This window comes from Sulfolobus acidocaldarius DSM 639, from assembly GCF_000012285.1.
GTDB lineage: Archaea > Thermoproteota > Thermoprotei_A > Sulfolobales > Sulfolobaceae > Sulfolobus > Sulfolobus acidocaldarius.
The window spans coordinates 1,504,301-1,527,273 of sequence record NC_007181.1; the positions used below are offsets into that span (position 1 = coordinate 1,504,301).

Annotated in this window: 23 protein-coding genes; 13 read left to right on the plus strand and 10 right to left on the minus strand. The window is 38.1% G+C overall.

The genetic code is table 11. The features are described from left to right. Positions 1–154 precede the first annotated feature (154 nt). Entirely contained in the window at positions 155–346 is a 192-nt protein-coding gene (locus tag SACI_RS08335; protein ID WP_011278552.1) for a DUF3311 domain-containing protein, read from the plus strand. Positions 347–350: 4 nt separating this feature from the next. Continuing rightward, the gene (locus SACI_RS08340; protein WP_011278553.1) at positions 351–1,931 is read left to right on the plus strand and encodes a sodium:solute symporter family protein; all 1,581 of its coding nucleotides are present in this window, start codon (positions 351–353) and stop codon (positions 1,929–1,931) included. Between the two features lie 83 nt (positions 1,932–2,014). Here the strand turns inward: SACI_RS08340 and SACI_RS08345 are convergent, their stop codons facing one another. After that, the gene (locus SACI_RS08345) at positions 2,015–3,082 is read right to left on the minus strand and encodes a hypothetical protein (protein ID WP_011278554.1); all 1,068 of its coding nucleotides are present in this window, start codon (positions 3,080–3,082) and stop codon (positions 2,015–2,017) included. A gap of 181 nt (positions 3,083–3,263) precedes the next feature. Here SACI_RS08345 and SACI_RS08350 point away from each other — a divergent pair, with 181 nt between their 5' ends. Next, the gene (locus SACI_RS08350) at positions 3,264–3,953 is read left to right on the plus strand and encodes a sulfocyanin (RefSeq protein ID WP_011278555.1); all 690 of its coding nucleotides are present in this window, start codon (positions 3,264–3,266) and stop codon (positions 3,951–3,953) included. Between the two features lie 103 nt (positions 3,954–4,056). Here the strand turns inward: SACI_RS08350 and SACI_RS08355 are convergent, their stop codons facing one another. From SACI_RS08355 to SACI_RS08375, 5 genes are all read right to left on the minus strand, one after another. Further along, positions 4,057–4,473 carry a hypothetical protein gene (locus SACI_RS08355; RefSeq protein WP_011278556.1) on the minus strand — a complete coding sequence of 139 codons (417 nt, stop codon included), beginning with the start codon at positions 4,471–4,473 and terminating at the stop codon, positions 4,057–4,059. Further along, entirely contained in the window at positions 4,454–5,374 is a 921-nt protein-coding gene (locus SACI_RS08360) for an SPFH domain-containing protein (protein ID WP_011278557.1), read from the minus strand. Before SACI_RS08360 ends, SACI_RS08355 begins: the two co-directional genes overlap by 20 nt. Before the next feature lie 43 nt (positions 5,375–5,417). Then, on the minus strand, positions 5,418–5,894 hold the full coding sequence (locus tag SACI_RS08365) for a hypothetical protein (protein ID WP_011278558.1): 477 nt from the start codon (positions 5,892–5,894) through the stop codon (positions 5,418–5,420). 182 nt (positions 5,895–6,076) lie between these two features. After that, positions 6,077–6,361: a hypothetical protein gene (locus SACI_RS08370; protein WP_011278559.1), complete on the minus strand. Its 285-nt coding sequence runs from the start codon at positions 6,359–6,361 to the stop codon at positions 6,077–6,079. Positions 6,362–6,453: 92 nt separating this feature from the next. After that, the gene (locus tag SACI_RS08375; RefSeq protein WP_230937942.1) at positions 6,454–6,891 is read right to left on the minus strand and encodes a cation-binding protein; all 438 of its coding nucleotides are present in this window, start codon (positions 6,889–6,891) and stop codon (positions 6,454–6,456) included. Between the two features lie 285 nt (positions 6,892–7,176). Between SACI_RS08375 and SACI_RS08380 the strand changes: the two genes are divergently transcribed. The 5 genes from SACI_RS08380 (at position 7,177) to SACI_RS08400 (ending at position 12,031) form a co-directional block, all read left to right on the plus strand. Continuing rightward, positions 7,177–7,461: a DUF5658 family protein gene (locus SACI_RS08380; protein ID WP_011278561.1), complete on the plus strand. Its 285-nt coding sequence runs from the start codon at positions 7,177–7,179 to the stop codon at positions 7,459–7,461. A gap of 433 nt (positions 7,462–7,894) precedes the next feature. Continuing rightward, positions 7,895–8,335 (plus strand): hypothetical protein, encoded by a 441-nt coding sequence (locus SACI_RS08385; RefSeq protein ID WP_011278562.1) that lies wholly within the window; start codon positions 7,895–7,897, stop codon positions 8,333–8,335. Positions 8,336–8,490: 155 nt separating this feature from the next. Next, positions 8,491–9,531, plus strand: a complete 1,041-nt coding sequence (locus tag SACI_RS08390; RefSeq protein WP_011278563.1) for a tellurite resistance/C4-dicarboxylate transporter family protein — start codon at positions 8,491–8,493, stop codon at positions 9,529–9,531. Between the two features lie 247 nt (positions 9,532–9,778). Continuing rightward, the gene (locus SACI_RS08395) at positions 9,779–10,435 is read left to right on the plus strand and encodes a uracil-DNA glycosylase (protein ID WP_080504025.1); all 657 of its coding nucleotides are present in this window, start codon (positions 9,779–9,781) and stop codon (positions 10,433–10,435) included. A gap of 294 nt (positions 10,436–10,729) precedes the next feature. Then, on the plus strand, positions 10,730–12,031 hold the full coding sequence (locus SACI_RS08400) for a M20/M25/M40 family metallo-hydrolase (RefSeq protein WP_011278565.1): 1,302 nt from the start codon (positions 10,730–10,732) through the stop codon (positions 12,029–12,031). Positions 12,032–12,092: 61 nt separating this feature from the next. Here the strand turns inward: SACI_RS08400 and SACI_RS08405 are convergent, their stop codons facing one another. The 4 genes from SACI_RS08405 to SACI_RS08420 form a co-directional block, all read right to left on the minus strand. Next, positions 12,093–12,440 (minus strand): Zn-ribbon domain-containing OB-fold protein, encoded by a 348-nt coding sequence (locus tag SACI_RS08405; protein WP_011278566.1) that lies wholly within the window; start codon positions 12,438–12,440, stop codon positions 12,093–12,095. Next, on the minus strand, positions 12,437–13,585 hold the full coding sequence (locus SACI_RS08410; protein WP_011278567.1) for a thiolase family protein: 1,149 nt from the start codon (positions 13,583–13,585) through the stop codon (positions 12,437–12,439). Before SACI_RS08410 ends, SACI_RS08405 begins: the two co-directional genes overlap by 4 nt. Before the next feature lie 278 nt (positions 13,586–13,863). Continuing rightward, positions 13,864–16,161 (minus strand): ABC transporter substrate-binding protein, encoded by a 2,298-nt coding sequence (locus SACI_RS08415; RefSeq protein WP_011278568.1) that lies wholly within the window; start codon positions 16,159–16,161, stop codon positions 13,864–13,866. A 316-nt stretch (positions 16,162–16,477) separates the two neighbouring features. Continuing rightward, positions 16,478–17,665 carry a hypothetical protein gene (locus SACI_RS08420; RefSeq protein WP_011278569.1) on the minus strand — a complete coding sequence of 396 codons (1,188 nt, stop codon included), beginning with the start codon at positions 17,663–17,665 and terminating at the stop codon, positions 16,478–16,480. Positions 17,666–18,059: 394 nt separating this feature from the next. Here SACI_RS08420 and SACI_RS08425 point away from each other — a divergent pair, with 394 nt between their 5' ends. Genes SACI_RS08425 through SACI_RS08445 form a run of 5 tightly spaced genes read left to right on the plus strand, consistent with a single transcriptional unit; the run spans position 18,060 to position 22,950 of the window. Beyond that, positions 18,060–19,118, plus strand: a complete 1,059-nt coding sequence (locus tag SACI_RS08425) for an ABC transporter permease (protein ID WP_011278570.1) — start codon at positions 18,060–18,062, stop codon at positions 19,116–19,118. Further along, entirely contained in the window at positions 19,115–20,542 is a 1,428-nt protein-coding gene (locus tag SACI_RS08430) for an ABC transporter permease (protein ID WP_011278571.1), read from the plus strand. The genes SACI_RS08425 and SACI_RS08430 overlap by 4 nt, the downstream gene beginning before the upstream one ends. Before the next feature lie 2 nt (positions 20,543–20,544). Further along, positions 20,545–21,531 carry an ABC transporter ATP-binding protein gene (locus SACI_RS08435; RefSeq protein WP_011278572.1) on the plus strand — a complete coding sequence of 329 codons (987 nt, stop codon included), beginning with the start codon at positions 20,545–20,547 and terminating at the stop codon, positions 21,529–21,531. After that, on the plus strand, positions 21,528–22,469 hold the full coding sequence (locus SACI_RS08440; RefSeq protein WP_011278573.1) for an ABC transporter ATP-binding protein: 942 nt from the start codon (positions 21,528–21,530) through the stop codon (positions 22,467–22,469). The genes SACI_RS08435 and SACI_RS08440 overlap by 4 nt, the downstream gene beginning before the upstream one ends. Next, on the plus strand, positions 22,447–22,950 hold the full coding sequence (locus SACI_RS08445; protein WP_011278574.1) for a hypothetical protein: 504 nt from the start codon (positions 22,447–22,449) through the stop codon (positions 22,948–22,950). Before SACI_RS08440 ends, SACI_RS08445 begins: the two co-directional genes overlap by 23 nt. The last annotated feature ends 23 nt before the right edge of the window (positions 22,951–22,973 follow it).

Below are 22,973 nucleotides of genomic sequence, written 5' to 3' on the forward strand. Positions count from 1 at the left end.
ATAAAGTTTTTCTCTTTAATTTCTTTTAAAATTTTAGTCATTTAAGGCTTCCGATAGAATAGCCAAACTAAACTCTAAAATAATATTTATGAATATATAAATAATAAATTCGAATAGTTAAGCTTAATATTTAATTTAATATAAGATAAGTGAAATGGCAGTAAAATTTTACCCAATAGTAGGAGTACTAGCCCTAGTGTTCGTTATACTGTACTCGCTATTGCCACTTTACTCAACTACAAGCCCCACGTTTTTGGGACTGCCAATGTTCTACTGGTACCAAATGATCCTCATGCCAATAGGCGCCATAGTGTTCTTCATAGTAATTTTAGTTATAAAGGATTGAGACTATGGACGGCTTACATGTTTCAATTCTATCGTTGGTAATATTCATAGTTCTTTTTGCAGTATTCGTTTACCTCGGATTTTATGCCAGTAGGTGGAGAAAAGGAGATCTATCTAAACTCCCTGAATGGGCACTGGCAGGAAGAAAACTAGGTCCATACCTAATGTGGTTCTTACTAACAGCTGATTTGTTCACTGCATATACCTTTATCGCAGTTCCATCATTAGTTCTGGCAAGCGGTCCCATTGGTTTTTACGCTGCATTCTACTCTGGTGTGACTGCGTTTATAGCATTACTCTTTATGCCAAGATTATGGGCAGTCTCACGGAATAAGGGTTATGTTACGGCTGCGGATTTTGTAAAGGACAGGTTTAATAGTAAGACCCTAGCAGGGTTAGTTGCTGTTACTGGTGTAGTTGCAGAGTTACCTTACATAGCTTTACAAATAGTTGGAATGCAAGCTGCCCTCTCAATATTACTTTTAGGCTTAGGTGTTAGCAATATATCGTTGGTGAATGACCTCAGTCTGCTAGTATCGTTTATAATTTTGGCTGCGTTTGTATTTACAAGCGGACTAAGAGGAGCCGCACTTACTGCAGTTTATAAGGACATAATAATACTAGCTACAGTTATCACAGTTGCAATTTACGTTCCTTTAGCATTTGGAGGGTTCTCAGCTGCCTTTAGTAATGCTGCAACATACAGTAGTCAAGTGAACAGTGCTTTAAATGGTGTTAACAAGCCAATATTTTACCAGTATCTGCAGAGCACAGTGTCAAATAATCTTGCCTACATCTCGTTAGCTATAGGTAGTGCTTTCGCACTATATCTTTACCCACATGCGGTCAATGGAAGTGTTAGTGCAGACTCTAAAAAGTCGTTAAAGATATCCTTAGCTCTGCAACCATTTTACTCACTAATATTAGCGATCATAGCCTTATTTGGAATCTTAGTTTACGCAAATACCAATGTCTTGAATTTTATCATTCATGCGAAGAGCGGAGCAGTTGCAGTTCCAGCCCTAATTGGTTACACCATGCCAGACTGGTTTGTGGGTGTAGCATTACTGGGGATATTCATTGGTGGGCTCGTTCCTGCTGCAATCATGGCTATAGGTGCAGCAAATCTACTGACCAGAAATATAATAAAGGAGTTAAAGCCTAATATGTCCCCTAACACTGAGTCATCATTAGCCAAATGGATATCTACTGCGTTCAAGTTCATTGCACTAGCGCTTGTATTCACTGTGCCCGCAACTTATGCAATACAACTACAACTATTGGGCGGTGTAATAATACTTCAAACCCTTCCACCACTCTTCCTTGGATTATATACTCACAAGCTTAATAGTCATTCACTGATTGCAGGTTGGGTGGCAGGAATGTTTAGCGGAATATATTTAACAATGTTAGCAAATCACTTTGGACCAATAAAGACAACATCCTTTATAACACCCATAGGAGTTATGTACATAGGTGCAATCTCTGTTATAATTAACGTTGCAATAGGACTAATCGGTACAGCTATAGCATATGGAGTGGGCTGGAGACCTAGAACGGGGGTTAAGACAGAGGAGTTAGTGTAAAAGACATGTGACCAAAAATATAACCAAGTTTTTTCCCACCCCTTTTCCTCTTTAAGAATATTTTACGCTCTATTTGTTTAACTTCATTTGGTATCACGATGTTGTAACCGAGAACTAGATCTTTTACCAAGGACTAAGCCAAGGGTAACTATTAGGGCTAAGGTACTCAAAGTCACAATCTGAATTGAGAGTGTACCTGATGAAGTTACCACACTATAAATCCCATAGGAAAAAGGTAACAGGGAGAGAAATCCTAGAAATCGGTATAAAATGGATTTATAAAACTTGAATAAGGAGGGAAAAGAGAGGAGGAGACTCAAGTATAATAACATTACTGAGGGGTATATTAAGTACGTATAGAAAAATTCATAATCTAAAGTCCCTAGCGTAGAGAGGACAGTTGCTACAACAGAGAGAATATATATATTGTTCTTCTTTACTCTTAGTTCATGTCTTAAAAGATTATTTAGCATGAGGAATTCAGCTAGGACTAGACCGAAGTTACCTAAGCTTATACCATACACGGAGATAGAATTAGGCATCATAAAGGATCCATAAAGTAAAAATATTGACGAGATACCATAGCCTAAAAGAATATAATGGGAAAAACGCTTATCGCCCTTTATAAATGTGGAAAGAGTTACGCATACTACGACTAATGACGACGAGAGTATGTTAAGGAATAGGTACGATATGGAAGCAGGTAGGACACTAACGTTAAACTTCCACCCCACAGGTAAGACAAATACAATTTGTGCCAACATTATAACTGGAAAGGCGTAGTAACCATATTCAGTAACCGCTAAAATTGAGGACAGGCTTACCAGGATAAACGTTAAGAGGATAGCGGTTAACCCTGACAGGTTTAAAACATAATATGCAATATACAACGGCGTGTATATAACATAAAGATAATAACTTACTAGCCAACTGCCCAGAAAAACTTTAGACACCAAAGGGCTTAGTCTTTTAGTGTAACCGTAAAGACCGGAGTAGTTCCAGTCCACGTTAACTAATAAGTAGGTTATGTAGGCAATGTCGAAACCTAGAGCTATAGAGAACAAGGAAATAAAAGGAGAAAAGTGTACTGTAGCCAGAATTCCAGGGGCTAATGTGCTCATTATAAGTGAAAATAATAGTATTCTTTTCATTATGTAGATCGAATATATACTGTTTATTATTTTTTATTCCAAATTTTAAATCAATTTTTTGTCCTTTAAATTAGTTTCATTACGTGAAATGGTAAATGTTTAGAAGTAAAGTTCCGTATTTCAGGGCTTGAGAATTAATTTTGGCAAAAATTTAAAGCTATCTATCTAATTATCATCATTTATGAAAACTTCAACATTAATAGCAATAATAGTTGTAATAATAGTTGTACTCGGCGTTGTGGTATACTTGGCAACAAGGATAGGTGGTACCTCAAGTGGTACTTCGCAATCAAGCTCCTCGTTGTCATCGAGCTCCTCATCCATATCTTCATCATTGCCCTCAGGAGCTTATGCCTTACCTTATAACTCCAACAATAAGACAGTCTTTATATATCTAGTTGTCTCATCATCTTCCTCTAATCTGTTCAACTTCAATGGTACTTCTGACGGCTCTCTTAAAATATATGTCCCGGCAGGATGGAACGTAATGGTAATTTTAAAGAACACAGAATCTCTTCCTCATAATGCTAACATTGTGCAGAATAACACGCCAATACCTAATAGCATTAATATATCAAGCGACGGAAAGATAATACTCTATGTAGGAGACGGTCCTTCCAACTACTACAGTTCTGGTGTTTCAAGCGGTAATGAGGCATCTGGAATGCTAGAGAATATTCCAGCTGGATACTATTGGATAGCGTGTGGACTTCCAGGTCATGCAAAAAACGGCATGTGGGTTGACTTAATAGTTTCAAGTACTATTTCCACTCCATATGCTATAATCTCCAATTCTATTACACTGCCATCTTCGTCAACTACCACGTCCACATCGTCTTCCTCGTCAGCCCCAGGTTATATGTGGGGTTAGCCAGGTAGTGTGAAGATATTTTTTAGTTTATTATTTTTTATTTCGTATTTAGTAATAAAAATAGCTCAAGTGAGTCCTTGTCTCGTTATCTATTAATATTTTGTCATAAGACTGAGGTTAAAGTCCCTGAGAAGGCACCATTTAAGATGTTAAAAGCTATTACTAATCCGATGTAAGTTTGTAGGTATGGTACAACAAATAAGTAAGGAAGTAATGAGAAACCTAAATAACCTATCACAGTATATATTCCTAACTTTCTTACCTGTTTTAAGCTCTCTTCCGCAACACTTGTCCTGATGGGGCTCACGAAAGCTCCAAATAATCCAAGTAAAATTAGTTGTATAATACCTAGAGCAGGTGAAATGTAAAGTGAAATTATAGGAGAAACTTGTATACTTGTGGGAGGATAAAATGCCTTTATCACTAACGATATGATAAACATGGCAATTGTTAAAATAAAAGAATAGCCTATCCCAGCTATTATATTCCATCCTAATAGTCTACTTGTTGCTGGTCTCACTACTTTGACTACCTCCTCCTAAAACCTGTCTTAGAACTGTCTGTAATTGTGGAAGTTGTTGCTGTTGTGTACCAGTTGGGGGTAAGCCATATGGGAAGTAGCTACCTAATACTAGACTTGAGAGCTGTGGGAAATATGGTACTCCCAGAGCCATATTTACGCTAGATGGGTCTCTACTCTCAGCTAAAATCCTAGCCAGCCCTAGTCTGACTGCATCATATACTTCTATGCCCAGGTCTCTTAACTGCAGAATCCTTCTCAATTCAGGATCTTGTGGGATTAGCTTTGTTATTCTTACTGATATTAAATCAACACCTATTTCAGCTAGAAAAGTCTTTAACCCTGCTGTCACTGCAGTGGAAATGTCTGCGAACTTTTTGAACACGTCCACCAATTTAACGTGGTTAAGTACTTGGCTTACTTCCTGGTCAATTATCGGAGAAATGTAATTTGCAAGTTCCCCATCTCTAAAATACTGAGAGGCAAACTGTATGTTTGTCACTAGGAGTCCTGGGTTTGACACTTTGTAATACACAGCCACCTCATATTCTAAAGGGACTAGGTCATCAGTTTGGCTAACACCTGAAACTCTGACCTCATGTCTGGTAAGGGAGACAAAGTAGACAATAGTGTCGTAAGGTAATGTATTATATTTAAATTTTGATAAGATGTTTGAAAGTGGGTTTTGTGGAGATTGTATATTATGAGTTCCAGCAGGTAAGACAGCGGCGATTTGCCCCTGTATAAGTACAACAGCCTGCTCTGTTGGTTGAACGATTATTAGTGATTTTGAAGTGATGTTCTCTTTGGGATATCTAAAAATAATCACATCTGGAGCCATGAACGAAGTTCCGTTTTCCATTTCGGTTGATATAACTTGACCCCTTATTGATATGGACATATACTCATCTTATAAACTTATTTTGTGCAACAATTAAAGTTTTCTATCTATATTCTGCAGGGAAGAACAACTTCTGTCTTGAAATTATTACTTGACGAATTTGTCCCAATAAAGGGATAATTCCCTCAAGGTTGTCCAATGAAAGGGATAGATTATAAACTTGATCAGCTATAGATATCATCTGTAAGTCATTCTTAACTATTTCATCTAGTTGCTCTGTCTGGATCTTATATCGCGCATAAATATCTGCTCCTCCTCCTTGCGAAGACTGGATCATGCCTATTAAGGTTCTAATTTCAGAAATTATGGACTCTATGCGTTTCAGGATAGGTGAAAAGGGGTTAGAGGAGGCAATTTGTGATTCTATGGTTGATAAATTGTTTATTGTATTCTGTAGTTTTGCTATTGTTGACTGCCTTATCAGAAAGTCATCTTGCCTTATCAAATCCTTGATTTTATACCCTCTATACCCTGGAATAAGCAACTGTAGTTGTTCTAACGGAGTTAGTTCTTTAGGCACAATATAATTTAGAGAATCTAAATTAATAAAATTTGTATGCGGGTTAAGGATATGACAACATTAAGCTAGAAGTCTAAGAATCGTATACTCTTCTAACACGTTAATCTCTTCAGGAAAGCTTTTACCCTCATTAAGGGCAAAGATGATCATGGATTAAAGTGAAATATGAAACCTCCATATTGTCATGCTTGATTTCTCAATCTCCTTTTCTCATCTTCTATTTGCTCTAAAACCATCTTAATCTCAGATTCAATCATATCAAGTATTCTCAATTTCAGTTCTGGAGGAAGATTTTGCATTAACTTTTCTATTGTCTCATCAGAGATTTTTGCTCTGCTACTCCAAAAATAGGTTTTAGTATGTTCACCCACTATCTCTTTGACTCTTACTGGAGGAAGGTACTTTAAAACTTCTGAATATATGGCTCTTCTTGTTTCATTACTCAGGATAGGGATATAGCTTTTCATAAATGAACTTCAGTATTTATAATTATAAAACACCGACCCTTAAACTTACGGGTGTGTGAGCTTTTATTTTATAGTTAGTTGACTCGTGGTACCTATTCAAAGTCAATTTTCAGCCCAGTTATCTCCTCATAGGAGGGATAATTCCTCATTTCCTTCAGTATTGCATTCATAATATCTTTGGCTTGAACTTTGTCTATGAAGATATTACGCTCTTCATTTAGGTTATGGTCCAACACTATCTTCACATATCTTTTTATCCACTCTACATTTCTCTGTTGAATGGCTGAGTTTCCATACCTTTCAATAAGCAAGTGATCATTGGAATAAGGTTTTGCTTTTTCACCAAACAGAGGGAAGATATATTTATCCTCAATTTTAGCATGCCAGTTAACGACGAAGTCATGGGTTGTCATTATTACGTTAATGGCATTTTTCTCGTCGTCGTTTAATAGAGATAAACCAATGGAGTACCTCACCCTCAAGACGCAATGTTCAAAATAGATGAGGTCAATTGGGTCTTTTATCCACATATATAGAAGTATATCTAAGAGAATATAAAAGCCATAAGTTTTAACATGACTTAGGGGAAATTTCCACTGACCTCTCACTCTTTATGACTGTCCAACGTTATTACCCTAAAAGAGTTGGCTATCAATAACGCTACACTAGTCCATTCGTATTCTTCTTTAATCTATTATATTTTTCATTTTCTTTATTAAATGATATTTTTGAAAAATATAAATGTAGATATCTGAACATAAATGCATGTAAGTTTATATATCGTATTTTTAAGGAAAATGAACTAAAATAATCCCATGAAGCAATTTCTGATATATCCTTTAAGTACGCTGATGACATTGGACGTTTTGACTACTGTCATTGGTCTATCTAAAGGGCTCGTTGAAGGTAATCCTCTAATAAGTGGACTATACTCAACACTTCCGTTTTCATTATTTGTCGTTATCTTCTTGCTTATTAAAGTGGGAGTATTGGGTGCAGTCTACATGCTTTACAAGTACACTAAAATGGACATGGTTTTACTAGTCGGGACAGGAATTTCATTAATAGTATTAATAAATAACTTGTCCCTCCTATTGTGAAATTTGAGAATTTTATTCTAAGTAAGCCCGGGATTTCTAGACCTATTTTTAACAGAAACGTAAAAAGTATGTACTCACATTTTTGGTCATGCAAAAATCTGTAAGTAATTCCAGTTGAAGTAATAAGTTAGAAGTTAAATGTAGTTCATGTAAACTAACTATTCACCATATATATGTTATGTCAACCTAAATGGAACTGTAACTTATGTGTATATTTGCCCATAGGCTTTTATGTCAAGTATATAGAACTGAATTCCGGATACCAAAAAATAGTGAAATGGTATAATCTTTATCTCCCCCCAACTTGATATCTTAGTTTTTAACATGTTAAGATATGTGTATATTATATAAAAACTTTAGATACTTATACTAGTTTTAATGATTAAAGAGAAAAGTTATTAAATGATATTTGCGTATATTATATTGAGTGATAATGAAAAGAGAGAATGTCATTATTCCGGTTTTAATAGTCTTAGCGGTCTTGATAATTGGTACCTCTGGATTTCTCGTGGGTAGGAACCCGTTCATTTCAAGTAGTGCTGTTAGTAGTGTATTAGGAGGAAGTTGGTTCATCCAGAGTTTTCACGTGGGAAGCAATACTACATCTGAAACGCTATATGACTCCTCAGGAGACGTGTTAATAGTTGTTAAGTACACTTTTCCATCAGTCTCACAGGCATCAGACTTCTTCTACAGCAACGCTCTGAGCAGTCCACAGAGTGTTGATGGTTACTTAGTTTCATCCTACACCCACGGGCTATCTGAGTCCTTGTATGCTCTGAAAGGAAATAGTGTGTACTACATAAGTTATATAGGCGCAAGCAACTCCAATTTACCTAGTCTGACTCAATTAATAAGCTTAATAAGCTCATGAGATAATAATATAAAACTATTTTTGTTGAACTAAATTTAATTTTTCTCATTACTTCTGAGGTAATTTCAGATTATAAGTGAAAAGAGTCCCTGGAGTAAATAAAACGATAGACCTCCTCAATAAAATTTTATCAGTATTATCATCAAAATAAGAATGTGCAGTCTTTTTGGAGTAAGCTGAAAATCGAATCCTCTAAATTACTTCCCTCATATTTTGCCTCAGTAATGGCGATTGGTATCTTTTCAATAGCATTTTTTCTATACAATTACAACGTCTTATCTTACTTATTATCATATCTGAGTAATGTTATATACTTCGCACTATGGGTGATTACAGTAATTAGGTGGGTTTACTACCCCCGGAGTTATTTAAATGAGTTAAAAGATTTAGGCAGAAGCCCAGGTTTCTTATCAAAGGTAATTGCAACCAACACAATTGGCTCAGAGTATATGTTGATTTTCAAAGATTACAGTTTAGCATATGCATTCTTTATGTTCGGATTGATCCTATGGATCTTTTACCAATATGCGGTCTTATCAGCAATTTCCTTCAACATTAATGATAGAAATATAGAGTATGTTAACGGTATTTGGGAATTAATCCCAGCCTCCACACAATCCGTGGTGGATTTGGGCTCAATACTTTCACCCTTCCATACTTACCTTTACACTCTATCACTGATCTTATTCTTTATAGGTGTTGCCCAATACATAGTTATGACTTCCCTTATTTTAGGAAGAATTGTACTTAAGGGTCTAAAACCTAAAGACGCCTCAGGCTCGTATTGGATAATCACTGGCGCAGCAGCATTGAGTGCGTTGGCCGGTATAGATCTCCTCATTTACTTAAACGAGGTTAACCTTCAGTCAGCATATATTGGAGATTTAAGGACAATCGTTCTAACGTTTATAATACTGTTATGGTCTACAGGAACTTGGTGGATTCCATGGCTCATATATATGGGAATATGGAAGCATGTGATAAACAGAGTACCTCTACTCGTATATGATCCACAGTTCTGGGGGGCTGTATTCCCTATGGGTATGTACGCTACGTCCTCATTCTTACTTATAAGATATGTTAATCTCAATATCCCAATGCTAATTCCAGATATATTTATCCTTGTGGGATCAGTTGCACTAGTATATCAAACTTCATTAATGTTATACAATGTGGTCAAAAAGTTGGTAGATTAGAGTAGTATCAAACTGTTAGGTTTTCTCGCTAGAATATTTAATGCTTAAGAGGTAAACAAGTGGATCATAGTTGTAGCTTAAGCATAAGTTTCAGAAACCTCATCACTAGGGAGTAACATATATAGCCACAAGGATTTAGAACACTACTTTTCACATGACTACCCTGTATCTACGTAAAGGTAAGCAATCACAGATGTTCCATTATGTAGTCAAAAACATTTATTTCAAGTAATGCCAGTATCATATTATGTCTAGTTATCAAAATTTTTTATCAAGTCTGCTATCCTGTAGTAAGTGCCCCAGGTTAGTACAGCATAGGAATTCCTTTCCACAAAACTATTGGAGGAAACCAGTTCCTCCCAATGGTGACCTTCGTTCCAGAATTGTGATTGTCGGCTTGGCGCCTGCGGGAAATGGAGGTAACCGTACAGGAAGGGTATTTACGGGGGACGAAAGCTCAAACAACCTCACTAAAGCTCTCTACGACACTGGACTAGCAAATCAACCATATTCTGTATCGCGTGATGATGGACTAAAACTTAATGATGTGTACATAACTGCAGTGGTAAAGTGTGTTCCACCTGAGAATAAGCCCACTACAGGAGAAATCAGAAATTGTATGTCGTACCTTGAGGAAGAGACAAGAATGTTAACAGAGGCTAAAGTTTACGTGGCTTTGGGCAAGGTAGCTTGGGACTCTCTCATAAATCTGTTTAAGAGTAAAGGATACGAATTGAACGGTGACCGTAAATTCAGTCACGGGAAAATAGTTAAACTAGTGAAAGATGGAAACATAGTTTATTTGATAGGTTCTTATCACCCTAGCCCTAGGAATGTTAGGACAAGAAGACTAACAATAGAAATGTTAGAAGAAATATTCGAGACTGCCAAGTCATTGTTATAACAAAATGCTGAGTAAGACTATGTAATTGACATTAATACATTCTTATTTACGTGTATTTACTTTAGGAATCTTAGATTTAAACGGAAGTACAACGAGAAATAGACGTTTTAGAGAAACGTTTAAGTTCATCTTTTACACGCAACTATGGAAAAGATGAAAATAGCCCATGAAGAGAAGCACGTTGTTAAGAAATTTACACTGCCTATTGAGGTCTCTCCGCAATTTCTTTTAAAATTAGTAAAAAGAGTTTAAATTTAAAATCATGCTTATTTATCTCTTCACAGATATTTATGTATGGAAAACGAAAAAGCATTAAAAAATCTCTTGGACTTTTTAAAACATCCCTCAGTTTCTGCTACAGGGGAAGGGGTAAGGGACACTGCGTTATGGTTAAAGGATTTCATGAGAGACTTGGGGATTAATGCGTGGATTGAGGAGACACCAGGTCACCCTGTTGTATATGGAGAGGCTAATAATGGTGGAGATAAGACATTATTGGTCTACAATCACTATGATGTCCAGCCTGTCGATCCTCTAAATGAGTGGAAATATGATCCATTTTCTGCTACGGTAAAGGATAACTACATTTACGCTAGAGGGGCTTCTGATAACAAAGGGACTCTAATGGCTAGGCTCATGGCTTTCTCCAGGTATAAGGGAAAGCTTAACTTCAAGTTTGTTTTTGAAGGGGAAGAGGAGATAGGCAGTATAAACTTACATCATTTTGTAGACAGAAACAAGGACAGGTTAAAGGCTGATGCTGTAATAATGGAGGGTGCAGGACTTGATACCAAAGGCAGACCAATGATAGTCCTTGGAGTCAAAGGCTTAGTTTACGTTGAAATTAGGGTTAGGACAGGGGAGAGGGATGTTCACTCATCAAATGCACCGATCGTTTATAACCCAGTGTGGAGATTGGTAGAAATACTAAACTCAATATATGACGGCGAGAAGGTAAAGATCAAAGGATTTTATGACGAGATTGAGCCTATCAGTAAGGATGTGGAGGAGTTGTTGGACAAATACGATGTGGATGTCGAGGAATTACGAAAGTCATTGGGAGCTTATGCTCTAAAGCATAAAGAGAGAAAAGAGGTAGTTAAGGCATTGTTTACCGAGCCCACATGTAATATTGACGGTATATACTCAGGCTACATCGGTAAGGGGAGTAAAACTATAGTACCATCACACGTATACGTTAAGATGGACTTCCGCTTAGTGCCTAAACAAGACCCCAAGAAGATCTTCAATGAACTAGTTGAACATGTGAAGAGGATCGATCCGAAGGTGGAAATTATAGACATGGGGCTAGAAAAACCTGTTAGAACTAGTCCTAAGACTAAAGTGGCTAGAGCGATGATCAGTTCAGCAAAAGAGGTGTACAAAGTAGAACCTGTGGTGATACCAAACTCTGCAGGTACCCAGCCAATGGGGATATTCTACGACCTAGGTATTGACGAGATTGTGAGTGCCATAGGAGCAGGAACATCGTCCTCAAATGCCCATGCACCAAATGAAAACATAACAGTGGACAACTACTATAAGGCAATAGAGCACGCTCTAAAGTTCTATGAAGAATTTGAGAGAATAAAGTGACTTAAAATAAAGTCAAGGCTTAATGGATTAGTTGTTTTCTTTTCTATTTGAGGATTTAAACTCAGACTACCCTAAATACTGGGAACTTCTTTCCACCATTACCAACTGTAAACCTTACCTCCACATCAACTCCTATGTCCGCTTTACCATTTTCATCAATAATGTTAGTGTATAATCTAAATCCTTCTTTTAACTCAACTATTCCATAGATAGTATTGTTGAACTTAGTCATAGTGAATATTTTCCCTTTTCCTTCACTTGTTTTCACCTGTAAATCAGTGCTGTTACAATTGATGCAGAACGTCCTTGGGTAGTAAAAGACCTTACCGCATTTGGTACATTTAATGTAGGGTAATCTCTCACTTTCAAAACTGTCAAAATACGCTTTAATTAACTCCTCATATCTCACTTCTTCTCACCTAAAACTAACGTTACTGAGTGTCTTCTACTCCACCATCCAATACCATTTAGGAAGGCGGTATTAACATCCTTTACTTGTCTTCCCTTAGCCATCCCATTCAATTGGAGAAGAGCCTCTTCCAGTATAACTCCTCCACTCATGTATGCAGGCTGTCCAGTGTTAAGAGATCCCCCGCCAGTATTTAAGGGTATATTGCCCTTATATGTGAGGTCATTCGATTCCACAAACTTCCCCACTTTACCCTTTTCAACTAAGCCTATATCCTCCATTTGAAGCATAACTGTTATAGTAAATGAGTCATATAACTCAAAGACATCGACCCTGTTTAAGTTAAACGACGCCATTTTTGAGCTCTCAACAGCAGGAGTGTAAATTATGTCTTCCCACTCTGGAGGTGGATTCGACCAATGAGCCTCCCCATATCCTAATATGTCCACATTTCTCAGACTAGATTTAGAGGTCTTTTTGCTCACGATGAATGCGTGAAAACCGTCAACAGGATAAACTATTTCTAGTAGGTGAAGTGGATAAGAGACAATTCTGGAGCTGAGGACATCTTTAACAGTTAAGGGAGTTTTAAACATAGCCTTTTCATTACTCATGGCGTTGTACCTCTGCGACACGGAGACCAATGCCCTTTGCTCATCCGTGGTTCCAAACAACTTAGAGTGTCTATAAGCAACCATAGCGTAATCTGATATGGGAGACATCTGAGTATACACTTTTATGAATTCGTCGAAGGCAGTGTCCACGAAGTCTGTCTTTTGTGGAGTCACTAGTCCATCTCTAAACTGTGATATTTTCCCACCCTGAACACAAAGCACAGTATTGGCTTCACCTGATCTGATTGCTTTGTAAGCCCTGTAAATCATGGTTAACGCTGAGGGTCCTCCGTACTGTATATTGTCGAGATATCTTGCTCTTATTCCTAAGTATTCGCTCAGTTGATCTGAACCACTTATGAAGCTCTTATTTCCAAGGAACCCCCCTCTTCCAAAGGTAGATAGCACTCCGTCTATGTCCTTGTACTCCAGTCCTGCCATATCTAACGCTTCATCTACGACTTCTTTAATGAGATCTATTCCATCACCGTCATATCTCTTGTAGAGTTTACCTGAAAAACCTACAATCATAAGAATTTCTTATTAGTTGATTGGTAATAAGAATTGACGGTAAAGCTTCTGATATGAAAATTTTCGATTAAAGGTGTGTTAATTCATAATGTTATCTTTATGTACGAAGAGTTAATATCTCCTAAACTTAGTCTAGGCATAAGAAGTATTCTAAGGTTAGGTCTCTAGATATCATAGAATTTGCTTATCGATAATCCCTTTGAGTAATTACCATAGAAGCAAGAGATCTTAAGCAAGAAAAACTAAGAAGGAAAAAATTCGATGATACCTTGTCTAATTTACCTTCTTCTCAATATCACTACAGCCGCTATTATTATTATCACTACGACTATTACTGCAACTATGGCTGTTAAGGGTAATGATGTTGAAGTAGTTGTTGAACTGGTAGGTGGAGCTGTTGAACTAGTGGCTGGGGGAACAGTGGTTAGAGGCTTCGTTACGTTAATTGAACCATAGTAGAACAGCTCATTGGCACCATTATTCCAGGTTACTTTACTAACTACTTCGTACACTCCAGGAGCTAGGTTAGAAGTGTTTATCGATCCTTGATATACTCCAGGAGCTACCATCTTCATGGGCATTGGAGGTGTAGCATTAGTGTAGCTTTTTCCAGGTACCTCCAAGTAGTTAAGCCACATGGTTGCAGTGCCATTACTTACTTGGTGTGGGACTAGAGATGATGTTGCGTCGTCCCAGGTGTAGTAAGTAAAGTTAGCGGTGAATGTGTAGGTTTGACCTTGAGTAACGTTTTGCATAAAGATAGATGGATTTATCCTGAAGTAGTAAGGATTATAAGTAACTGTCACTGTCTTTGCTTCCTCATTCAAGGAAACGAACCTGTATGGACCAGAAGAAATCTCAGGGGCTAGAGTGCTGTGATAGAGTGTCACAACATTAACTGGTCCTATTGCATGTAAAGGCATTATGGGGTATTCTGATAATACTAGGTAATCATTAACATAAGAGGAAGAGTTTAGGTAGAATACTATCTGGTACGGGTTAGTTACGTTTGTCCATACTAATGCCGTTATAGTTCCGAATAAGTCTCCATTAATGAAGTCTTCCTGAGATAAGTAGGTATAATTCAAGTGGACTCCGTCAAATGTATTAGTACCCATCATTCCTGGCAGGTCATAGTACCAGACTGTGAAGTTTACATCATACGCAGTAAGAGGATAACCGTCTATCCAGGTGTCGTTATGTACCAAGTTTACCGTGAGTATAGTCCCATTTACTATCTTATCGCCATTCGGCAGAGTCATATTTACTGGTGACGTTATGGTCCAAGAAGACGCTACCCAAGGCATGAGTTGAGTCTCGTTAGCGAAGCTAGTAATGGCCAGAGAGTCGTACATATCATCTAGGGTATTAAAGGCATATACACTCACGCTCGCATAAATGTTTATGTGCCTTGGGAAGCCGCTAGTAATAGAAGAGAATATGAATGTTCCGTTAAGGGCTTGGTTGGTAGGATGGACATCCATTATGTTTATAGCATATGTAGGAGTACCGTACTGTAGGTATATATAGTCGGCCCAGCCTGGCAGGTAGACAGCTTGTATCGCGTTGGACCAGACATAAATGACGTAAGGAAGCTGTTGTTGTAGTAGAAGTTCAGCTTCTTTTGTGTAGGCTATCTCTTGAGCTAGAGTTGGTGCGTTAAGGGCTTTCTGTAATGTAGCGTCAATGGTAGAATTTGAGAACCCTGCCACATTGGCTGGCGATGTATATATACCGTCCATCCAAGAGTTGGGGAACGGTCCTATGTTTGTCCATCCGAATGTACTCATGTTAAAGTCATTATAAGGTGGAGTTTGAATTTGATTTTCTAATGCTGCAAAGGTCTCTTGCACAGGTACGATAGTTAGGTTAATAGCAGCTGCTGAAGACTGGAGTAGGTCAGCGAACTTCTTTAGTGTCTCTGGTGGGTAGGTATAATAGAAGGTAAGTTTTAACGGCTGTCCATTGTAGTACCACTGTCCATTTACATGTGTTATTCCAGGTACTCTCTCGAGGTACATTATAGCTCTGGTCAAGTTATAGGACTGGTACTGCTCGTAGTATGATTCAACCTGAGAATTAAACCAAGCCTTGTAAACTTGTAGTGATGGGCTTACGAAGAAGGGGTAATCCGTGCCTAGCACTCCGTTGTCCAAGACGTAAGAGGTTACGTTCTGTGGGTTTATCAGAGAGGCGATAGCGTACCTGAAGTATAAGTTAGCTGTTAAGTTATTACCGAAAGCGAATGCTACCTGTGCGAAGCTTTCTGCTGGGGCTATGGCCAAAAACGCAGTGTTATTATAAGGAGCTTTTTCTAGTTCTTGGATCTCTGACACGTGTGTAAGAGTTATAAAATCGACCTTACCGTCCAGGAGTGCATTGAACTCGTCTGTATGTGTACTATATGCATATGTGTACACAATAGTTCCTACCCAAGGTTCGTTGTATATTACCTGTGAGGGATTAAGTATAGGGGCGTTGAAGTTTGCAATTGCAAATCCCGAAACTTGGATTGGTATTGCTATTAAAAATGCTAAAATCAGAGAAAGACCTATAATAAGGAACATTTTTTTCATTTCTTAATCACTTGCGTATAATAAGTTTTAATAGTAATCTATTTAAATCTTTTCATAACGAGAATATTAAACGACGAATATACTTTGATAAAATTGAAAGAAATTATTTAAAACAAGACTCTTCTTTAATTTAAAGTCATTAAAAAATGACTTTTGGTACCTCAAGGCTAGAATTAAAATGATAATTAGTTTACATGTAGGAAATTGTTTCTGATTAAAGAATGTGTTTAGGTACATCATGTTCTCTAGCAATTGATAATGGCGAAGTTATCTGTCTTCTTTGTCCCACATCTACGTTGTCCGAGAATCTTGAGCCTTACGTCATCCTAAGGATCAAAATAATCCCATGTCGCTCTTGATTAGTCACTGTGTAGCCTACTCCTACCAAATGGTTCCCCGCTATGGTCACTGAATTAATGCTTGTGTTAGTCGCACTATATATCTCTGAAAGGGAGGTGAGTGTCTTCCCCATCAATATAATGCCCTCCTCGGAAGCTGTACCGGTTCCTTCATTTATTGCTGGTACCCTTAGGGAGATTACGTATGTATCATCACCGTAACCCACTGCAACAACAATCCCTACGGAGTACTTTAGGTTAATAAAGTCTATATCGCTCCCGTTAACTACGCCCAGCATAGTTAACGAAACGTTAGGGTTAGAGCTGTAATTGTAACCCCCTATTATCCATCCTTCAGGAGAATAGACTGAAGACAGTATAGATCCAGGATCTTGTGGATACTTCTGGAAGGAACTACCGTTAAATAACGTAACACTATAATTAAAAAGATGACTCCCACCAACCAGGAACTGTCCATTATGAGAAGATACAGTATATATTCCAGAGCCTACACTAAGTGGGCTATAGAAATAGTTAGGTAGCTTTGGAGTAAGGTCTATAGAAGTAAGATTCGGTAAGATCTTTACCAGAAAAGGTACGTTGTACTGTGCTGTCCCCTCTATAACAAGTGAACTTCCTCCTACTAACCAGTAGCTACCAGTCCATGAAGCTGCATAAGCTTGACCAGGGGTATAGGTGTCAGGTATTAATTTAGATATGTTAATTGCCTTACCATTTGTGTAAAGCACTACCTCAGGTTGAAGCACTGTTACATTATTTTCTTTTATACTCTGCGCTCCAGCAAGCAAGAATGAAGACCCGTTATATGCTATTGAGTATATTGTCCCATCTTGCAAGTATTCTCCCAAGTTAAAAAATAAATAAGAGGAGTTCTGGAGGAAATATTCTCCCGCAATTCCTTCTGATATGTTGTTTGATAGGTTAGCTCCAGCAAACGCGACTACGTTATTACTCACTGCTATTACGTCATTTAGAGTATACGTACCTTCTATCACCTTCACCTCTGGAGGGTTAAAGAGTAATGAGGAATTATAATAAAGATAAAACCCTATTACAGCTATAACTACCACGAGCAACGTTAGGCCTATAAGTATCTTTTTACCGTTGGGCCATTTCTTCTTGCTTTCGTTGAAGGGTCTTAGCATTATATCAGACCTGGAAAAACAGTTGTCAATTGGGTATTAATCTTTTATCAATAGACTATATCTTTTAACATAAGTTTTCATAATAGCTATTTTGCGTGTCTTATGAAACTTAGGAAGTCATAGCGTTAAACATTTGTCAGAAGAAAAGATTTGTAATAATACGTTTTTAATTATTGATACATTAAAAATAATTTATCAAAAATACATATTTTCATAATTCCTTTACATGAACTTTAACCTAATAGTACGATATATTATGTTTAACCAAGTAGAGCTTGTATGTATAATATTTACATAGATATTATTTCTAATATTGACAGACCATATATGAATATAGACATTGCAGTGACAAAGTTTTTAAAAGGCGAGGAGTATTAATGTATCAGGAATTAAGATGAGCTCCTCAACAGCCGTCGACAACAAGGAGGCTAGAAGAGGATTTCGAATAACAGGCCTGAAGAGGTATATCTTGAAGAGAGTATTTGAAAGGTTGGTGTTATTATTTGGCATCCTCGTCTTCAACTTCTTCATATTCCAAATTTTACCCACCCTTTACCATATTAACCCTGCTGAACTTTATGTACCCTTAACTTACAAAGGACTCCCAAGAAGTGAGCTTGTGCAAGCGCTTGATAGACAATTCGGGCTTAATTTACCACTTCAGGAGAGGTTCTTCGTTTACATTGAGTCCCTATTAACGTTCCACCTGGGAATATCCATGCATTATGATAGGTCAGTATTGACGTTAATAGTGGAAAGGTTTCCCGTAACTGCACTTTTGGTAGTCCCAAGCTTGATTTTAAGTACCATTTTGGCAGTAGTACTAGGCCTTTACTCCATATCCAGGCAGGGTAAGATAGGTGATAGTGTGATTAGCTTTACAGCTATAATGACCTATTTCATCCCAGCATTTTGGCTTGGCGAAATACTACTTTACATCCTAGGGTTCTACCTAAACATATTTCCAACTAATATAGCACAGGCAATAACCACTAGTAATGGCATGGCACTTCAAGGCTTTACGTACTGGGTTAGCTTGATGAAGTTCTTAACTCTTCCAATTTTGTTTATAACCATTATAAGCTATGGAGTTAGAAATATCCTGTTTAGAAATAATGGCGTAGAGTTAATGGGTAGCAACTTTGTTAACTATCTGAGAGCTAGGGGTATAAGCGATAGAAAGATACTTTATAAACACGTCACAAGAAACGCCATTATACCGGTAGTGACTAGGGTAGGCATCGACTTAGCCTTCTTGTTTGCGGGCGTAGTGTTTATTGAGGACATATTCAATATCCCTGGCCTAGGGAGGCTATTAGTAAACGCAGCGGCAAACCTAGATGTGCCTCTACTGGAGGGAGATTTTTACATAATAAGCCTATTTGCTATTATTATCCTACTTGCGTTAGACCTGTTATATCCGCTTATAGATCCTAGGGTGAAGTACGAATGAACAAGACAATTAGATATCTGTTTTCTAAAAAGTCCTTCGTGTTCTCAATAATAATCATTGGGTTCTTTGTTATTTTGTCTTTAGCTGCTCCTGTATTGACACAATATAACAATCCATATTTACCGTCCCAACAACAGATAGCTGCACCTTATGCCGTTCCCTATTGGGCTTCGATATTTCCACAATATAAGGACTTACCCCCAAACGTAATGTTTACCTTTAGTAAGTTTAGTTCTTCCAATAGTAATTATGTAACAATGGTTAATTCTTCATATATAAAAGTATTAGTTCCTCCGAATGAAACAGTGAATGTATCTTTTCCTTTAATTTGGAACTGGAGCCACCCGTATAATATACTTGTCTCATTTAAGCTTTTATCTCCAAATTCTGAAAATTTCATCATAAACTTATATTTTAACAACATATATGCAATGGAGTTATCCCCACTACCTTTTCCACTTCCGCCAGCTGTCTCGATTACTCCAGGGAAAGCAAGTTTTATAGTATTTAACTCGCAAGAAATTAATGTAGGTAATTCTCCGTATGTTTCTACTCTTCCTTCGTCCAAGCAGGCTTTGGCTGCATACGAATTTCCGGCAGATGCATTACCTAAACCTGGAACTTACTATATAGTAGTCTCTTTCAACAATACAGGTAACACGCAGGAGACATTCATAATGTCTTTGCCTACATATAAATCACAGGGATATAAATATGGTTTACTCGGTACAGATGATAACGGAGCCAGTGTATTCGCTGAATTTGTGTATGGGGGGAGGTTTGACCTATATCTTTCAGTAGTGGCTTCTGTTTTAATTATAGGGATAGGCCTTGTGATAGGCTTATTAGCCGGATATGTAGGTGGGTTTACAGATCTTTCACTTAACGCGTTAACAGATTTCTTCCTCCTAATACCTGGATTACCGTTACTTATAGTTCTTATAAGTATTTTCGATGTAACTGGTACTATAGTCAACATAAGTAAGCCATTGCTTATACTTCTCATAATATCTCTATTGTCCTGGCCAGGTACGGCAAAAATTATAAGAGGACAGACACTTTCTCTCAAGAACAGAACGTTTATTGAGGCTTCAAGGGCTTTAGGTGAGGGAAGGACTAGAATTCTTTTCAAGCATATACTCCCTAACCTGATGGGTATACTCTTTGCCCAGTTAGCTTATGACGTACCTGGGGTAATATTAGCCGAATCGGGTCTAGATTTCTTAGGGCTCGGAATTTCAGGTTTCCCTACTTGGGGAAACATGCTTGGTTATGCTACATATAACATATCCTTCGTAAATGGCTTCGCCTGGTGGTGGGTATTGCCACCTGGAATTGGTATAGTCCTGCTGAGCATGGCGTTTTATTTCTTCGGCTCAGCCATGTTAGACGCATTGAGCCCATACAAGCTCAGGGGTGAGTGAAGTTGATATTTGAGGAATCAACGGAACCTTTACTCCAAGTGGACTCTCTAAAAACCTATTACAAGACAAAAACTGGTAACGTAAAGGCAGTTGACTCAGTTTCGCTCTTTGTTGACAGGGCTAAAATTTTAGGGGTCGCAGGAGAGTCTGGGTGTGGCAAATCTACTTTAGTTACTACCATATTTAGAGTGCTTCCCAGAAATGCACAAATTGTAGAAGGGGAAGTGAAATTTAAAGGTCAGGAAATTCTGAAAATGGACCTGAAGACGTTTAGGAAGAACATAGTATGGAGAGATATAGCATATATTCCGCAAGCTTCCATGGATGTACTTGACCCTGTATACAAGATAAAAGATCAGATGATAGAGACAATCTTAGCCCATGAGGATGTATCAAAGGCTGAGGCAACTGAGAGGATATATAAGGCATTAGAGAGTGTAGGGGTTCCCCCAGAAAAAGCAGATATGTTTCCACATGAACTCTCTGGAGGACAGAGGCAGAGGGTGGTAATTGCCATGGCACTACTTCTGAACCCCTCTATGGTTGTCTCAGATGAGGCTACTACAGCCTTAGACGTTATAACGCAAGCAAAGGTCTTGAAGATAATGAAGGACTTACAGGAGAGCAGAAAGTTTAGTATGATGTTTGTTACTCATGACCTAGCTCTATTAGCCAATATAAGTGATAGTATTCTCATTATGTATGCAGGGAAAGTAGTGGAGTTTGGCGATGTCGAGAAGTTATTCAGGAATCCTCTTCATCCCTATACAAAGGCACTTGTTGATGCAATACCGGACTTAAGGTTGAGAAAAAAGAAGAAACTGGTCTCTATACCAGGCTATCCTCCAGACCTAGAGAACCCACCCAAGGGTTGCAGGTTTGCTCCCAGATGTCCAATAGCAATGCCCATATGTAGTCAGAAGGAACCTCCATTGACAAGGATTGAGGGATTTCACTATGTTGCTTGTCATGCGGTGACCAAACAATGATAGAGACTCAAGGACTTAAGGTTTACTTCAAATCCAGGGATGTTATAGTTAAGGCTGTAGACGGTGTAGACATTAAGGTAAAGGAGAGGGAGATAGTAGGACTGGTTGGTGAGTCAGGTAGCGGGAAGACGACTCTGGGAAGGACAATTCTTAACTTACAAAGGCCTACAGCAGGCAAGGTATTATGGAACGGAAAAGATGTGTTTAAGTTAAAGGGAAAAGAGGAGAAGGCCTTTAGGAAGGAGAACCAGATTATATTCCAGAACCCATATGAAGCGGTAGATATAAGGCTAAAAGTATACGATATAGTTGCTGAGGGAATAAGGGTTCATGGCATCACTAAGAGTAAGGATGAGGAAAGAGAAATGATATTAAAAGCTTTGAAGGACGTTGGGCTTACACCAGAAGAGGAGTACGCCAACTCTCTACCAAACCAGTTATCTGGAGGGCAGTTGCAAAGGGTAGCCATAGCCAGAGCCTTAGTGTTAGATCCTAGTTTCATAGTTGCAGACGAACCAGTTTCAATGCTAGACATGTCAATTAGGGCTGGCGTGTTAGACATATTCTTGAAGTTAAAGGAAGAGAGGGGAAAGAGTGTATTAATGATAACTCACGATATTTCAACTATAGGTTATGTTGCAGACAGGATTTATGTGATGTACCAAGGTAAAATAATAGAGAGCGGTCCAGCAGATGAGGTTCTAGGGAATCCATTACACCCTTACACTAAGGCACTTATTTCGGCAGTCCCTATTCCTGATCCCTCTGGTAGAACGACCCTATTTTCCTTAACGGTTAAAGAAGAGACAGAGCCATATAATGGCAAGGGCTGTAGGTATTATCCAAGGTGTCCCTTTGCCATGGATGTCTGTAGACAGAAGGAACCGGGATTGACCGGCGGGACGAATGACCACTATGTCGCGTGCTTCTTATACTGAGGAAAGACCACTAACTACGCTTAAGGAGGTAGTTTTTTCATCAACGTTTGTAATTCTAGGTTTTTTAGTAGCATTTTTCTCTTACCTTCCCCTTTTTACCGTGATAGTTCCTCTTTCAGCATTTCTCCTCTTTTTTAAGGATTGGAAGATGCTAAAGAAGATTAAGGAACTGATAAGCAAGGGAGTTATAACTTACGAACCCAAGTATAGGACAAGTAAAAGAGAAGCAAACAGGAGTCTAGCTGTTATAATCTTGATTATACTCGGTCCCATGATATTGTCGGTCTTCCTCCCCCCACTTCCATGGATAAGTGTAACTATGGCATTCGTTATGGCATGGCCTCTCTCAAATGTATTAGAATTCATCCTTCAGCAATTGGTGGAGAGGGAGACTGGTGGCAAACTTAGGAAGTTCTATAAGTGGGTAAACTACGGTGATGAGGTGTTGATGAAAGAGTATGGCTGGAAAATAGAGAAGTGAAAGCATAATAAGGCATCGTCAGC